The sequence below is a fragment of the Bacillus cereus group sp. Bc061 genome, from assembly GCF_027715825.1.
Taxonomy (GTDB): Bacteria; Bacillota; Bacilli; order Bacillales; family Bacillaceae_G; genus Bacillus_A; species Bacillus_A paranthracis.
The window spans coordinates 1-15626 of sequence record NZ_JAQFTZ010000010.1; the positions used below are offsets into that span (position 1 = coordinate 1).

The following is a 15626-nucleotide window of genomic DNA, read 5'->3' on the forward strand; positions in this document are numbered from 1 at the left end:
GCGTTTCTTCTACTTGTTCTGGTTGCTTTTCTCCTGCTTCTTCCAGCTGATCAAGTTTCTCGCCTTCACCTGTTTCTTCTTGTTTCGGCGTTTCTTCTACTTGTTCTGGTTGCTTTTCTCCTGCTTCTTCTGGCTGATCAAGTTTCTCACCTTCACCTGTTTCTTCTTGTTTCGACGTTTCTTCTATTTGCTCTGGCTTCTTTTCTCCTGCTTCTTCCGCCTGTTCAAGTTCCTTGCCCTCATCTGTTTCTTCTTGCTTCGGCGTTTCTTCTACTTGCTCTGGAGTTTTCCCTCTAGTTTCTTCCGCCTGTTCAAGTTCCTTGCCTTCACCTGTGCCTTCTTGTTCCGGCGTTTCTTCTACTTGCTCTGGAGTTTTCCCTCTAGTTTCTTCCGCCTGTTCAAGTTTCTTGCCTTCACCTGTGCCTTCTTGTTCCGGCGTTTCTTCTACTTGCTCTGGGTTCTTTTCTCCTACTTCTTCCGCCTGTTCAAGTTCCTTGCCCTCATCTGTTTCTTCTTGCTTCGGCGTTTCTTCCACTCGCTCTGGATTCTTTCCTCCAGCTTCTTCCGTCTGTTCAAGTTTCTTATCTTCATCTACTTCTTCTTGCTTCGACGTTTCTTCCACTCGCTCTGGATTCTTTTCTCCTACTTCTTCCGCTTGTTCAAGTTTCTTATCTTCATCTATTTCTTCTTGCTTCGGCGTTTCTTCTAATCGCTCTGGATTCTTTCCTCTATTTGTTCCTTCTAGAGATTCTTTTGCTTCCTTTATTTCTTCCGCATTTTCTTCCATATTCTCAAGCCGCTTTTCGGTCTCAACATTTTCCTTTTCAACCTTTTTGGCTTCCATAACTTCCGGAGAATCTACTTCAGGATTTATTTCATCTTGTTCATTTTGTTGTTCTGTTATGTCCTTATTTAATTGCTTTTGATACTTATCAAAACTAATATTTCGATTATTTTCAGCAAGTTCATCTTCAATCGTTTCCTGCTTACGCCCCTCAAATCGTTCATTATATTTATCAAAATTATAAGCCTGCTCCTTCTTGCTTTCTTCCTCTATACTTTTTTCTTTCTTTTCTTCAAGTTTGTCTTCTTCCTCTACTTTATCAACATGGTCTTTTCGATCGAAATCTTTCATATTCATTCATCCTTTAATAGATTATGTTTCATATAATTTATAACCGCTTCTCGTTTATAGCTTTCTTCTAAATCTCTGTTACCTAAAAAGACATTTAAACTACATAATCTCGTATGATAATTTTGGAGTGAGCTCATTCCATTCTTTTCTAACATTTCAAACAAGCCCTCAAACCAATCTGGTTTAAATTCTGCATTTTTAGCGTCATCTAACATATCGCTTAACCAATTTTGCTTCACAATAAATTCCTTTATTTTCCCCATCTCTTCACGACGGTTACACTTATCCATACAAAAAGCACAAGCAGGCCCAAAATCATATTTTCTATCATAGTGATGAAATTCTTTTTTCACTGTATCTTTCACATTTTGAATAACAGTTTTTCTTGGATAATCAAAATCTTCTTTTATATAAGGCATTTGTACAAGTTTTGGCCGCATATCTCCTTCTGCATAAACAGCAGCAAATCCTCTTCTTAAAGAACTAATATATTCAATTTGTTCTTGTGTCATATTCATAGATTGTCCAATTAATTCCCGATCTTCTTGCATAACTATTCTATGTACAATTTTTAAATTTGTATTTTTTAATGTATCCGGTGCTAGTTTCGTCGGAACTTGATCCGCAATTAAAAAACCTTGTCCATAACTACGAATTTCGGCTAATAAATTTGTGAAAAATTCTACTGATTTCGCACGAACATTCCCTTCCCCACCACTTGATACATTAGCTAACAATCTATGTGCTTCTTCAATTAAAATAAGATGTTCAAATCCTTTATTTCTAGTAAGCTTCGTTCTTCTATATTCATACAATTGAACTAAAATAATTCCCATCATAAATGCTTTTACATCATCGTCGCCTATATCTTCTAGTTCTAAAATGACAGGTCGGGACAATAAATCCGCAATTGGAATAGACTTATCTGTATTTAACATGGCACCTTTTCCACCAACACGTAATGAGTGAATCCTTGCCTTCAGTGCTGCTGTAATATCTGATTTCAAGCGTTGATCATACCCTAAATTATCAACAACAACATCCACTTTGTAATATAAGTCATCTAAAGTTGGAAAAACATTTGCACCGTATTTATTTTTATTACTTAAAATGTCCCAACCTCGATCTTCATATATTTGATAAATGCTAGTTTCTAAAACATGCGGCATTGGTGCATAAAGCTCAAAACTCGCCTTAAAGGTTGATAGCACATAGTCAATATGAGTCTGTAATGGAACACCTTCTATTTTTTCAAATGGGTTAATTCGATACGGAACAGAATTTTCATCCTCCGCTCCCAAGGTGAAAACTAAAACATCTTCAAAACCTTCCATATTATACATTTCCCAATATTCTCGTTTAGCTGATTCAATTACCATAAAAGGAATGCGATGCTTATTCCATAAATTACGAAGTAGTCCTTTAGACGTATTGGACTTACCTCCACCAGTAATTCCTACAATTAAACCATGTCGGCTTAAATCCATTAAATCCATATCATAGATGAGATTACTTGGCTCTAATTTTTCATACGACTTTATTTCTTCATTACCATTAATAATCTTTCCTACTGTAAAATTATTACTTGCATCATGGATTGAACGACGGTTCGCAACATCAAACTCCACATACTGATCAATATAAAAACCCGGCATTTCTTTCCGCGGGATTTGGCATAAAGTTGAAAGCTCTCTGGTCGGCAAAATTGTTTGATACAAATACTTATAACAATGAACTTCCTTCGTAATCCCTTCACCATGCAAATCCCATACTCCTATCGGATGCTTCATTGCCTTCTGGCGTGGTAATTCATTCGCTGGAAACTGAAAATTAGATGCATAGTATAAAATGTTATCTACAGGTAAAGTTCTTATTCTCTCCGGTTTAGATTGTTCACCATTATAAACAGAAGTAATTAAGTTTCGTAGTTTTGTTGCATTTGTGAATTGATCCGCCAAATAATATCCAGCAACTCTCCACATTCCCATCGTTCTTCCACTATCCATGCTCTCTTCTAATGAATTAAGGTTGTCCACGTACTTTTGAATGGTTAAGTTCGTTACTTCCCAAGATTCCTTACCTAGACTTCCACCTGATTCTGATACTTTAATAAACTTACTTACGTTATCAATTTCATTCAATACCCTTTCATGCGCTAACGTTACTTGAAAAGGACTCATCGACTTCGCAACCACAATATACGCCCAAGAACTCCCATACATCCCGGTACATAAACGTTCAATTTGTTGACTCTTACTTTCCCCAAAAGTTTTATTAGTCGGGATACCTGTAATAATTCCTCCGTTATTCCCGATGGAACGTAACTTCTGTGACATCTCATCCATTTCAACTTCTTGCAATTTGGCATAAGGATATGAAGCGTGTAATGAAGAAGATAAAATGGACTGATTGAATTGATCCGTTCCAACATAAACACCTATTTCTTTCGGACTACCAATCAGTAAAAATGTAAATGTTGACTGTAAAGATGCAAAACCACTAAGCACATCGCTCATAATGGCGTCAAAGTCAAATTCCTTTTCGTCCTTTCCTTCCCAAAAATTTGCAAGACCTTTTATTTTAACGAAACTAAGTTGTCCCAATGATTCCATATTTAAATCCGGACTTAAATTCGATTTATCCAAATAAGACTTTCTCAGTAAATGATCTTTTTCTCTTATTTCTACTGTATCTATGTTATGTAAGCGCAAAGAAATCCCCCCATTAATAAACTAAAGATTGCATAAAAAAGCACTCATACTTTTGAGTGCTCATTTTCATAATCTATTTAACGAAAAACCTTTTTAATCATTATCCAAATTCCGAAAAGAACGATGATTAACGGTAATATAGCAACAAATATATTTGATATGAAAGTCAAAATGACAGATACAACTAAATTAACAAGCCCAATCCAGTCAAAAGAAATAACAAAATTAATAATAAAATATAATAAGAACATAATAATTGCCGTCATAAATCTTACACTATTTGCTGACATACCACTATTGACTGAAACTGTTGTGTTGCTATTTAAATTTTCAATATGCTTAGCTACTACTGTCCCATGACGATCTCGCTTTCCAAACACTTGAACTAAATTATGATCTCCAATTTTCCCTCTTACAATTTTTCCATATACAACTACTTCATGTCCTTCACCATCTTGATCATACACTTGGAATGTATTCATATATCCATCCTTCATAAATGGAATTCCTTTTATACATGCATCAAACCATCTTCCAAGCGTTTTACCTGGTATTACATCTTCCTGAAAATTACTTACCTGCCCTTTTATCGATCCATTCTTTTTAGCCTTGCTTACTTTTATTGTTTCTCTCGCTGCACTTGTTTGCTGCTCCGTATATGTAGATTCAAATGGGTCAGTTGTTTTATTAGGGGGTGTGGGCTTCTTTTCTTCATAAAAAGTATTATCAAATACATCCGCAAAATCATCATTTACCGTAGTATTCGCTGATTTTGTTTTCATCCTTAAAAAGTTTTTACACTTCGGACATTCCCCAACATTTTTAGGATATTCCACCCCATCTAAACATATTGGACATTCTTTCACTTCTCTCTCTCTCCTCCCAAGGCAAGCCTTGTATAAAATAAATATTACATTTCCATACATATTTTAGTATATAATAGGAATTTAATTTTAATAAGCCATTTTTTATATTTTTAATAATAAAACTATTTTTCTGTATATAAAGAACATAAAATGTTATTTACAAAAAAATATAAATAAGTACTCGAACATACAATAAAGTGACCCTTTAATCAGGTGAGCTTTCTCCCCCTCATCATTCGTAGCACCAATCAGGATTGTTCGTGCAGTTAATACAGAATACAACAACTAAAAACAAAAAAGACCCTAACCTCCTCAAACTATACAGGAAATTAGAGTCTTGTCTCATTAATCATTGATTAAATTAAAAAACTATGTTAAATTAGTACAGAAACACGTTTTCAGAAATACAAAGAACGTATTTATCCGTATCTTAATTGTACACCAAAACAAATCTTCAGTCAACCTCTATTTTTCACTTTTAAAGGAGTGCTACCGTATGAACAAAAAACTTGATTTAGAGCAAAAACGCTTGGATACCGTAATCGAAACGATTGCGAAACAAATTGATAAGCTGGAAAACGAAACTGGTAGACGCCGGGCAGAAGTAATCAATATTCGTAAACATTTCTGGGATGACGTGAAAGTGAATACTGATACTTTTGATGATTATCTTGAAACAGTTATCAACTTAAGACAACAAGCTCAGTCACTAGCTGTCACACAAATTACTCATAAGCACACCTTTAATCGGCTTGCCGCACTAAAACGCATGCATAAATCACCTTATTTTGGACGAATTGATTTTAAAGAAGAAGGAGAATCTGCTGCGGAGCAAATTTATATTGGCGTAGCTACACTTACTGATGCAAGCGGAGAAAATTTTCTTATATATGACTGGCGCGCACCCATTTCAAGTGTCTACTACGATTATCCACCAGGACCGGCTGAATACAGTACACCAGGTGGCGTAATTCACGGTAACGTGGAGAAAAAATTACAATACATTATTCAAAATGGCGAGATTGATTCTATGTTCGATACGAGCCTTACAATTGGCGATGAAATCTTGCAACAAGCGCTCGGAAAAGGTACGAACAAACATATGCAAAGTATCGTCGCTACGATTCAGCGCGAGCAAAATGAAATTATTCGTCACGATGAAGGCCGACTCCTTATCGTGCAAGGAGCTGCTGGTAGCGGTAAAACGTCCGCTGCGCTGCAACGAATCGCCTACTTACTATATAAATATCGCGAATGGCTAAAAGCGGATCAAATTATTCTCTTCTCCCCTAACTCTATGTTCAACAGTTACGTATCTAACGTACTACCTGAACTCGGCGAAGAAAATATGCAGCAAGTGACATTCCAAGAATATTTAAACCATAGACTAAGTAAGTCATTTGACGTAGAAGATCCATACGAGCAATTAGAATATATGCTAACTGAAACAAATAGCCCTACCTATAAAACGAGAAATGCGAGCATTCGCTTTAAAGCATCTACTCAATTTTTCGAGATGATTCGAGCGTACAGACAATCTCTTGAATCATCAGGCATGCTATTTAGAGGAATGAAATTTAGAGGAAAGCTAATTGTTTCTGCGAAAGAAATTACAGAGCAGTTTTACAATACCGACTCCTCCCTCCGCTTCCATAGTCGAATTGAAAAGTTAACGGATTGGCTAAATAAGCAAATAGATGCACTTGAAAAAGCAGAACTGAAAAAGCCTTGGGTAGAAGAAGAAATTGAACTACTGAGTAAAGATGAATATCAAAAGGCTTATAAATATTTACAGAAAAAAGGTGAGTTTGACGACAACTCCTTTAACGATTTTGAGAAAGAAGCGCAAGTACTTGGACGTATGATTGTCCGTAAAAAATTGAAACCACTTCGCAAAGGTGTTCAAACATTGCGTTTCATCAATTTCACAGGCATATATAAACAGCTATTCACAGATGCATCATGGGTTACGGGAGAAAAGCCGAAAGACTGGGATGACATTTGTTCTTTAACGATGAACATGCTCGATGAAGGAAAATTATATTACGAGGATGCAACTCCATTTTTACTTTTGAAAGAGTTAATTGAAGGCTTCCAAACGAACCGATCAATTAAACACGTACTCGTAGACGAAGCGCAAGATTATTCACCATTTCAGTTCGAGTTTTTAAAACGTCTCTTCCCTGCTGCAAGAATGACTGTACTCGGAGACTTTAACCAAGCGATATTTGCCCATGCAAGTGAAACAGTGAATTTCAATACGCTCACTAGCTTATACGGACCGGATGAAACAAACGGCATTAACTTAACTCGTAGCTATCGCTCAACAAAACCAATTATTGAATTCACACGTGCTCTCGTACCAGAAGGAAAGAACATTCACGCCTTTGAACGTGACGGCGAGAAACCTACAGTGACGAAAGTATCAAATGACAGCGAACTGCACGAACATATTACTGTTAAAGTTGCTGAACTGCAAAAAGAGCAGCACAATACGATCGCAATTATATGTAAATCTGCAGCCGAAAGTGTAGCTGCTTACGAAGCGCTTAATCATATCGAGAATATTAAACTCGTGAAGAGTAACTCAGCCGAGTATGAGCAAGGCATCGTCGTGATCCCAGCTTACTTAGCGAAAGGTATCGAATTTGATGCCGTTATTATTTACAATGCTTCTAAAGATGTATACAGCGATGAGAGCGTTCGTAGACTATTCTACACTGCTTGTACGCGCGCGATGCACGAATTGCAACTTTATAGCGTTGGCGAGGTTAGTCCGTTTATTGTTGAGGCTGATTCGGAGAGTTTTGAACTTATTACACCTTGATAACAATCAAGGTGTTTCTTTTTTGTGCAGGATTTACAACTTTAAAGTAGAATATATCAGTTTAGAAAAAAGTTAAGGAGCGAAAAGATGAACCATTATTTTATTGCTATTTATGACGGTGAGTTTCCTACCGAGAAATTACATACCATTTTACAATCTAATCCCACTTTTACTGATCTAAACGTCCGCACCCTTTCAATCTCATCACCAAGACCTTTCACATTATTAGTTGCCGAAGAACACGATGCACTTACAATTGAACTTACAGACAAATACCACTTATTAACGAAAGAGTTGCAAACACTTGAGCAGCAAGAAAAGTACTACTTTGTATACGATTATAAAATTAGAAAGACCATCGAGAATCCTACCCAAAAATGCTTTCCATTCGCACAAATCAATATAAGTGTTACGAAATTCCATCAGATGATTCAAAAAGTAAAAGACTTAAAACGACCTGTATTTGCAGGTTATAACATCATTTCTCATGATGCAGACATACTTACGATTGATATACTTCTTTCTTCACCTTTATTGGATCCTAACACTTCTGAAAAAGACTCAGCAGAATACGCCTATTTACAACAATTAGCTGAATCCATTTCTCGTTCTGAATTGTGTACTTCTATTAAAGCGAGTTCACTTATTTAAACATAAAATGAAACTTTATCGCTAAGTTAGAGTTGTTCTATTATAAATTTAAACAGGTGTGCTATCCGAAAAATACTATTTTAATAAGAAGGAACCCAAATCAAATTACTATGTAGGAACAAAATAATAAAGAGGGTAGCCCTCGGCATACCCTCTTTACTTCGCCCCTTAACTTTCTGAAGTCTGCGAACGTTTTATAAACAAAGCTACAACAACTGCAAGTAGTGCCAAACCAAAGCCAATTGTAAATGCGTTATGCACGCCTGAAACCATTGCTTCTGTCAATTGAGCTGGGTCAGTCGGATTTGAAGATGCATCCAAATATTTCTTCTGTCCGGAAGTCATAACGCTAATAAAGAACGCAACTCCTACCGCACCCGCTACTTGTGATAGAGTATTCAAAATAGCTGTTCCGTGAGGATAAAATCGCTTCGGAAGTTGGTTCAAACCGTTCGTTTGCGCCGGCATCATAATCATTGAAATGGATACCATCATAGTGACATGTAATAGGATGAAAGTTATTTTAGACGTATCTGCCGTTACTTGTGTAAAGAACCACATCACACCTGCTAATAATATCGTACCAGGAATAATAAGCGCTCTTGGACCAAATTTATCAAAAAGCTTCCCTGAAACTGGAGAAAGCAGACCATTCAACAGGCTACCTGGAAGCATGATAAGACCGGTTGCATAGACAGTTAAGCCTAAAGCACCTTGGAATAGAAATGGTAGTAACGTCATTGTCGAGAACATCGTCATCATCATGATCGTCAATAAAATTGTCGTGAGCGTAAACATCGGATACTTAAATGCACTAAGGTCTAGTAATGGCTCTTTCAATTTCAATTGACGCAATACGAAGAATAGAATTGCTACAAGACCAATTAGGATTATGCCATATACTTGGAAACTACCCCAACCTTCACCTGAGCTACTAAATCCATAAACAATTCCGCCAAATCCAATTGTAGATAAAAGAATAGATAATACATCTACCTTTGGTTTAGTAGGCTCAGAGACATTCTTCAAATAAATAAATGCAAAAACGATAGAAAAAATCGCGAATGGAAGAACGAAATAAAATAGCCATCTCCAATTCAATGTTTCCAAAATGAGCCCTGAAAGTGTCGGCCCAATGGCAGGGGCAAACATGATTACAAGCCCAATACTCCCCATTGCCGCTCCTCTCTTTTCAGGAGGATATAGAAGGAGAATCGTATTCATTAATACGGGCATTATTAATCCCGTACCTGCTGCTTGTAACAAGCGACCCATTAATAGTATAGAAAATCCAGGCGCAATCGCACTTACAAGTGTACCGAAAGTAAAGATTACCATAGCACCTATGAATACTTGTCTTGTTGTAAACCATTGTACTAATAAAGCAGAAGCTGGAATGAGTACAGCAACTACAAGCATGTACCCTGTTGAAAGCCATTGAAGAGTCGACGCTGTTACATTCAACTCAATCATCAATTGCGGAAAAGCAACGTTCAATAATGTTTCATTCAAAATGGTGAAAAACGCTCCAATGATCATTGATATTAAAATTGGGAGTCTTTTCACATTGTCAAACTCCTTTGACTGCGAAGAAACAGATGCAGTTTGAGCATTCATACATAAACCCTCCTTGTATTTTCTTTTATAAGTTTTTACTACCTTTGCTAGTCATATTTAACGTAGAAACGCCCATACCAAATTGAAAACGGTAGAGCACAACTACAAGTAAGATCAACAATGACATCACGCCGAAGATATTACTATACATATTTGCAGCTTCATTTGCAACAAAAGGATTTAGCTTTAGTGAAGTCGATCCTTTATCAAGCAATTTCCCTACTACACTCATAGCCATCGCGCCAGATATGAAATTAATCATCGACAGTAATCCCATTCCCACACCTGTCTCTTCCTTTGACAGTGTTTGTGAAATCGTATTAGACATTGAAATCTGCATAAAGGTCTGTCCTACATTTCCGAAAATTAAAATCAATGCTATGACAAAAGCCGAGACCCCAATGAAAGTAGATAATAATGAGAAAGCAAGGAATATGAATACTGAGGCAATAAAAACGAGTACAAAATTGCCCCGAGTATCAGCTACCCTTCCTCCCTTTCTTCCCATAATTGCCGAGGCAATTGCAGCTGGAACTAAAACAAAACCAATATTCGAAGGAGTCAATCCATTTACTGCCGATAGAAATTGCGGCGTCATGAATGTCATGCTAAAGCTCATCGCTGTCGTCATAAAGGCAAGGAGTAACCCAATCGAAAAATTCTTATTTTTAAACAGAGTCGGTTTAATAAAAGGCTCTGTAGCTTTTCTAATTCGCAAAATAAAGAAAGCTAACATAACAAATCCTCCAAGGAATAACAGCACTTGCATCTGCGTAATGGCAAGCAAGAAGAACGCGACTGATATAGCTAATAACCCTCCGCCAAGAATATCAATACTACCCGCCTTTCCTTTTGCATTGTCTAAATACTTTCTAAAGAAAGGTAGCGTTAGAAGCGGTAGTAATGAAAGAACAAACATGAGTCTCCAGCTTCCAAAACTCGTAATTAATCCAGCGGCAACGGGCCCTAAAGCATTCCCAAGCGCTAAACCAACTGCTGAAGTTCCAAGCGCACGCCCCCTTTTCTCTGGCGCAAAGTATCTAACCGGAATAATCATTGCTGTCGCAGGAAGAACAGAAGCTCCCGCTGCCTGAATGACACGGCCTAAAATGATAACCCAATACTCAGTAGCAAGTAGACCAAGCAAGGAACCTAGAGCGAAAATAAGTAGTCCATACGTTAACAAATCCTTTAACCGATATTTATCCGCCAGTTTTCCCATTACGATGGAACCAACAGCATAAATGACCATATAACTCGTCATAATCCAGCTAACCTCTGAAGGAACAAGGTTGAATTCTTTACCGATTTCAGGAAGAGCTACATTAAACATCGTACCGTTCATAACCGAAAATATTAGCGTAACTACTAAAACTGCTAGTAATTTATCCGCATTTTGTGATGAATGATCTACCATCTTGTAGACCTCCCTTCCTCTTTCCCATAATCTACATAGATTTAAATGAGTATCAACATAATGAATATCCTCACTATTTTATTATAATGAGGATATCATTTTTATCGTACGTGCTCAGTTTCTACCTCTATTCAATCAAATCTACAATTCGCTTTACAGAAGTTCTGTTACTGCTGAAAAATGAACGACCGCAAGAACTAGTGCTAAAATCATAAGCACGGCTGCTGGCATGATTTTTCCAATTGGATCTTTAACACGCATATGTGACAATACAGCTCCTAACATAATACAAGCAATCCATAATGCTGCTAAAACTAATACGATCTCATTCCAGAAACCAAAAATTAGTCCAACCACGCCTGCTAAAGCGATCCAACCTGTCGCAATTCTAAACCATTGAGGTAAACCTAAATGAGCGAAAGCCTCTACTTGCATTTTTGCTCCCGCAATTTTACTCACACTCGAAAAGAAAAATGCAAAAATTAATAAACATTGAAGTACTAATGCTACAATAGTCATGTACAATCCTCCATTATATATTTTTTAAGGGTATTGCTATTAAATGCTGAAACGATTTGAAATTCCTTACATAAATCCACCTCTCTCTATTATCGTTTTCTATAGATCCCCGCATCAGTTATAATAGTAATTATCCCGCTATTACACATTATGAGTACGCGATATAATGAGGTTACTCACTAATTGTTTATAATATAGAGAGGATACTCACTAATAATATACAATATATTTATGAAACGTGCAAAAATGAACTACAAAATAATGAGGAGGTCATCCCATTCATGAAATCAAATAATCCAGCTGCAATAGATATCATCCATATTTTAATGCAATCGTCCAACTATGTTCAAAGAGAATTTCAATCTCAATTGTCAGCCCTTGACACACCTTATCATCTAACAGGTCCTAGGTTACGCGTTCTATCCACCGTTTCTGAAAATGGTCCCATTCGAATGAATGAATTAGCTGCTAAATTAGGCGTCAAAGCACGTACAGTTACCGATTTTGTCGATGCACTCGAACAAGACAAGCTCCTAGTTCGTATACCAGATCCAACTGATCGCCGAGCTACATTAATTCAACTTACTGAACGCGCGCATTCCAATATGGAGCAGGCGCTCGCGTTCCAAGACAAGGTCGCAAACGATATTTTACAAAACCTCACATTAGAACAACGCGAACAGTTTTTTGAACTTCTATTACTATTAATAAAAGATAAGCAAATTCCAGATTCATGCGGAGAAGTTGAGAACGGAAAAACTTGTTAAGTGTGTAAATAAAACCACCTACACCCTAAAAAATATAGGGACTAGGTGGTTTGTTTTTTAAGCTGATTTTCTCGCTGGAATGTCTTTACGTCGATATACACTTAGTACGATTCCCATTATAAGCGCATGAAATACAGTTGGTGTTAATCCATAACTAATAAAAGGTAGTGATATAGCAGTAATCGGTAATAAACCTAAAATCATACCGACGTTATAAAGGAATTGTACTACGAAAAGAGTCAATCCACCAACGAGCAGCAATTTACCGTACCGATCATTTATTTTATAAGAGATGACTATTAATCTTGCTACAAAAAGAGAAAGAACGAAGACAAGAATTAACGCAAGCCAATACCCATAATAGTAAGTCAAACTTGCAAATACAAAATCAGTATCCGGAGCAGGGATGAATTTCATATCTCCATATGTACCAAACCAACCTGCTGACGACATTACCTCCTTTAAACGTATATACATAAATCCTGCGCCCTGTGCATCACGCTCTGGATTCAAATACCCTAAAAATCTATCCAAATAAACTCCTTTTACTGTGTGCCAGGAAAAATAGGCCCCTATAATCAATAAACAGATTGGTACAATTGTAATAATTAATGCCTTTTTCTTCCCTAACTTACTCCACCAAAGCATAACGAATACCATCGTGATATAAATAAAAATCACTGAAAAAGCTGCGCCAATTAAAAATAAATACAAAGAAAATAAATAAAGAGCCACAAGATGCATTACTTTTATCCTACTATTATTGAAAAAAGAAGCCCAAGCTAGAAAAAAGAACGGCACTGCCATTAAACGGTCAATTGCAATAGGACCAACTTTTATTATCGGTTCTCCAAGCATCCCAGCATTCGGAAAGCAGTATAGCATTAACAAGATAAGTACACCAATTGTATAAAACAACCATCCTAATCTCTCTAACTTCCGATAATTAATCAGCATCATCCCTAACGCTGTTGCAATACCAAGAACAACAAATATCACCTTATCCATTAGTAAATCATTCATATATCCAAAAGCTATAACCGGCAAAAACCCTAACCCCATCGCAGCCACTAATAAACCAATTAAAAACCAATCAACCTTTGGCTTATGCAGTTTGTTAAGTTCCCGCCCTAGTTTACTCGGACTCCCCATTTGTTCAACAGCCTTATCTTCAGCAACTTCCTCACTTAACCCTTTATCCATCCACATATTCTTTGCCTGTTTCAAGTGAAAATTCAGTTCAGTTGCTACTAAGTCCTTCGCTTCTTTTGATTTAATATGGTTCGTAACTTCTGTTAAAAAACGCTCCCCTTTTTTGTTCAATTTTTCTCACTCCTGTACGAATCCTTTTAATATAAATCGTGCCTTCGTAGCATTCTTCTCTGCCTTTCGCAGCATCTTGTTTCCTTTATCATTTAATTGATAATATTTAGCTCCTTCGTGGTCCCAGCTAGATTGGATAAAGCGATTCTGCTCTAGACGATGTAACAAAGTGTATAGAGACCCTTCATTACCTTCAAATGTTTGAATCCCTCTCCCGCGCAGTAACTGCATCAATTCATAACCTGTTTTTTCATTCATAAGAAGTTGCAACACTGCTAAAAGGATATCTTCTTCTTTTTCGGACGATTGATTGATTTTTTCACGCACCCGCTTCTGGTGCTGATCAGAAAAACTCAAATGTTTAAAAGTTGTGTTCTCCATTGATTTTCGCAAACCTTTTAATCGATCTTCCATTTGACTATTCCTCCAATCCTTTCTTCAAAAGCTCCTTCGCTTTTTTCATCCTCGTTTTTATCGTGTTTTCCTTCACATCTATTACAATCGCAATCTCTTTAATTGATAATTCTTCATAATAAAATAGATAAATGACTTCTCGATATTTGATCGGTAAATTCATTACTGCAGAAGCCAGTTCACGATCCTCCGCATTTTGAATGACAGTTTGTTCCACACTTTCTTTTTGACTCTCCATATACGTAAAATCATCTTCTGTAACAATAACTTTTTTGTTATACCAACTTTTTAAATAATCCTTACAATGATTAATTGCAATTCTCCATAGCCATGTTTTTAAGTTCGAATTCCCTTTATATGTATGAAGAGATTTATAACATTTCACAAATATATCTTGCGTTAAATCCTCCGCAACCTCTTTATTATTCACATATGAATACACAAGCTGTAAGACTTCTTGCCCATACTTGTTCATTATTTCGTCGATAAGGTCCTCCTTATCTTCTATTTCAAACGCTTCTATCATTAATTCATCCACAGCCTTCCCTCCTTCCCATATATTAGACGACGCACTGTATGGAAAAGTTTTATAAATTTATAAAAAAATACAGAGGGTAATAACGTTTTTTATAAAACACTTCCTCAGCAACTTACATATAATAAACCGAATAGTCGTTACAATACATTCACCTAAAGAGCGTCTTTCTCCCACGGCGCTCTTTAAGTTTGCAATAAGAGGGGCGTCTTCGTTTCCTATCGCTAAATGAAAAAGAGAACCGATTTAATCGAGTCCTCCTTCTTTCTAACGCTCACTTAAAGAATCTAATATTTCATGGCCATACAAAGATGGATCGATACTATCAAAACCAGTACACTCTCCATACAAGTGTAGTATTTGAAATTCTATACATAACGCAACTGTTTGTTCTTGTTGATTTATTGCTTTTTCTAGTTCTGCCGTGTATTTCATTTGGATATTGTTATCAGTATCTTTATTTTTTTAGTTATGTTTATTTAACAAGGAGTCAACTACCCCCACTGAGATAAAGCCTTTCAGTGGGGGGTTGAGTTTGAACGCTAGGGCTTTTTATCTATATGTCTTGTTCCCTATTTTAAAACATAATACAATTAAACTGTAACTTAATAAGCTATAACTAGTAGGTGTGGTAATCATCTCTTCCATTTTGAAAAAAGGGGGAGGTGATAATATGATCGCGATGTTTGTCATTAAATTAGTGTATGGTATCCTAACCGGAGCTGGCGTTGTCATCGGTAGAAGATACGTCGGTCCGTGGCTAATTTCTGTATACAAAAAAGCGAGAACCACCCTGCTTCGTGGAAAAGGTAAGGGCGGTTCTCGGCTAAAACGTTAATGTAAT

General features: G+C 36.6%; 13 protein-coding genes and 1 pseudogene. 4 read left to right on the top strand and 10 right to left on the bottom strand.

Annotated elements, in window-relative coordinates; translation table 11 throughout:
* The 3 genes and pseudogenes from PDQ40_RS22875 to PDQ40_RS22885 form a co-directional block, all read right to left on the bottom strand.
* A pseudogene (locus tag PDQ40_RS22875) lies at nucleotides 1-1135 on the bottom strand (hypothetical protein); the annotation flags it as partial.
* A gap of 2 nt (nucleotides 1136-1137) precedes the next feature.
* A complete protein-coding gene (locus PDQ40_RS22880) occupies nucleotides 1138-3846 on the bottom strand; it encodes an ATP-binding protein (protein ID WP_076856174.1) in 2709 nt (902 codons plus the stop codon).
* Between the two features lie 77 nt (nucleotides 3847-3923).
* Nucleotides 3924-4712 carry a hypothetical protein gene (locus tag PDQ40_RS22885; RefSeq protein WP_000656650.1) on the bottom strand — a complete coding sequence of 263 codons (789 nt, stop codon included), beginning with the start codon at nucleotides 4710-4712 and terminating at the stop codon, nucleotides 3924-3926.
* Nucleotides 4713-5208: 496 nt separating this feature from the next.
* Between PDQ40_RS22885 and helD the strand changes: the two genes are divergently transcribed.
* Nucleotides 5209-7539, top strand: coding sequence for an RNA polymerase recycling motor HelD (gene helD / locus PDQ40_RS22890; RefSeq protein ID WP_270691642.1), 2331 nt, complete (start codon nucleotides 5209-5211; stop codon nucleotides 7537-7539).
* An 87-nt stretch (nucleotides 7540-7626) separates the two neighbouring features.
* Nucleotides 7627-8190 (top strand): hypothetical protein, encoded by a 564-nt coding sequence (locus PDQ40_RS22895; protein ID WP_242301029.1) that lies wholly within the window; start codon nucleotides 7627-7629, stop codon nucleotides 8188-8190.
* 168 nt (nucleotides 8191-8358) lie between these two features.
* Here the strand turns inward: PDQ40_RS22895 and PDQ40_RS22900 are convergent, their stop codons facing one another.
* From PDQ40_RS22900 to PDQ40_RS22910, 3 genes are all read right to left on the bottom strand, one after another.
* On the bottom strand, nucleotides 8359-9807 hold the full coding sequence (locus PDQ40_RS22900; protein WP_061535847.1) for an MDR family MFS transporter: 1449 nt from the start codon (nucleotides 9805-9807) through the stop codon (nucleotides 8359-8361).
* A gap of 25 nt (nucleotides 9808-9832) precedes the next feature.
* Nucleotides 9833-11224, bottom strand: coding sequence for an MFS transporter (locus PDQ40_RS22905; protein ID WP_048557272.1), 1392 nt, complete (start codon nucleotides 11222-11224; stop codon nucleotides 9833-9835).
* A 153-nt stretch (nucleotides 11225-11377) separates the two neighbouring features.
* Nucleotides 11378-11743, bottom strand: a complete 366-nt coding sequence (locus PDQ40_RS22910; protein WP_000156912.1) for a DoxX family protein — start codon at nucleotides 11741-11743, stop codon at nucleotides 11378-11380.
* 281 nt (nucleotides 11744-12024) lie between these two features.
* Between PDQ40_RS22910 and PDQ40_RS22915 the strand changes: the two genes are divergently transcribed.
* Nucleotides 12025-12510, top strand: coding sequence for a MarR family winged helix-turn-helix transcriptional regulator (locus tag PDQ40_RS22915; protein ID WP_000841457.1), 486 nt, complete (start codon nucleotides 12025-12027; stop codon nucleotides 12508-12510).
* 57 nt (nucleotides 12511-12567) lie between these two features.
* Here PDQ40_RS22915 and PDQ40_RS22920 read toward each other — a convergent pair whose 3' ends face one another.
* The 4 genes from PDQ40_RS22920 to PDQ40_RS22935 all read right to left on the bottom strand — a co-directional run bounded on the left by PDQ40_RS22920 (nucleotide 12568) and on the right by PDQ40_RS22935 (nucleotide 15217).
* Nucleotides 12568-13833, bottom strand: a complete 1266-nt coding sequence (locus PDQ40_RS22920; protein WP_270691643.1) for an FtsW/RodA/SpoVE family cell cycle protein — start codon at nucleotides 13831-13833, stop codon at nucleotides 12568-12570.
* A gap of 6 nt (nucleotides 13834-13839) precedes the next feature.
* Nucleotides 13840-14247, bottom strand: coding sequence for a PadR family transcriptional regulator (locus PDQ40_RS22925; protein ID WP_000390164.1), 408 nt, complete (start codon nucleotides 14245-14247; stop codon nucleotides 13840-13842).
* A 4-nt stretch (nucleotides 14248-14251) separates the two neighbouring features.
* Nucleotides 14252-14785, bottom strand: a complete 534-nt coding sequence (locus tag PDQ40_RS22930) for a sigma-70 family RNA polymerase sigma factor (protein ID WP_000343924.1) — start codon at nucleotides 14783-14785, stop codon at nucleotides 14252-14254.
* A 264-nt stretch (nucleotides 14786-15049) separates the two neighbouring features.
* Nucleotides 15050-15217 (bottom strand): hypothetical protein, encoded by a 168-nt coding sequence (locus PDQ40_RS22935; protein ID WP_171900861.1) that lies wholly within the window; start codon nucleotides 15215-15217, stop codon nucleotides 15050-15052.
* 238 nt (nucleotides 15218-15455) lie between these two features.
* On the opposite strand from PDQ40_RS22935, the gene PDQ40_RS22940 reads away from it, so the two are divergent.
* Entirely contained in the window at nucleotides 15456-15620 is a 165-nt protein-coding gene (locus PDQ40_RS22940; protein WP_000561154.1) for a hypothetical protein, read from the top strand.
* Nucleotides 15621-15626 lie beyond the last annotated feature (6 nt).

Coding starts and splice junctions, on each gene's coding strand:
- helD (WP_270691642.1), top strand. CDS start 5,209: ATGAACAAAAAACTTGATTTAGAGCAAAAACGCTTGGATACCGTAATC.
- PDQ40_RS22895 (WP_242301029.1), top strand. CDS start 7,627: ATGAACCATTATTTTATTGCTATTTATGACGGTGAGTTTCCTACCGAG.
- PDQ40_RS22900 (WP_061535847.1), bottom strand. CDS start 9,807: ATGAATGCTCAAACTGCATCTGTTTCTTCGCAGTCAAAGGAGTTTGAC.
- PDQ40_RS22905 (WP_048557272.1), bottom strand. CDS start 11,224: ATGGTAGATCATTCATCACAAAATGCGGATAAATTACTAGCAGTTTTA.
- PDQ40_RS22910 (WP_000156912.1), bottom strand. CDS start 11,743: ATGACTATTGTAGCATTAGTACTTCAATGTTTATTAATTTTTGCATTT.
- PDQ40_RS22915 (WP_000841457.1), top strand. CDS start 12,025: ATGAAATCAAATAATCCAGCTGCAATAGATATCATCCATATTTTAATG.
- PDQ40_RS22925 (WP_000390164.1), bottom strand. CDS start 14,247: ATGGAAGATCGATTAAAAGGTTTGCGAAAATCAATGGAGAACACAACT.
- PDQ40_RS22935 (WP_171900861.1), bottom strand. CDS start 15,217: ATGAAATACACGGCAGAACTAGAAAAAGCAATAAATCAACAAGAACAA.
- PDQ40_RS22940 (WP_000561154.1), top strand. CDS start 15,456: ATGATCGCGATGTTTGTCATTAAATTAGTGTATGGTATCCTAACCGGA.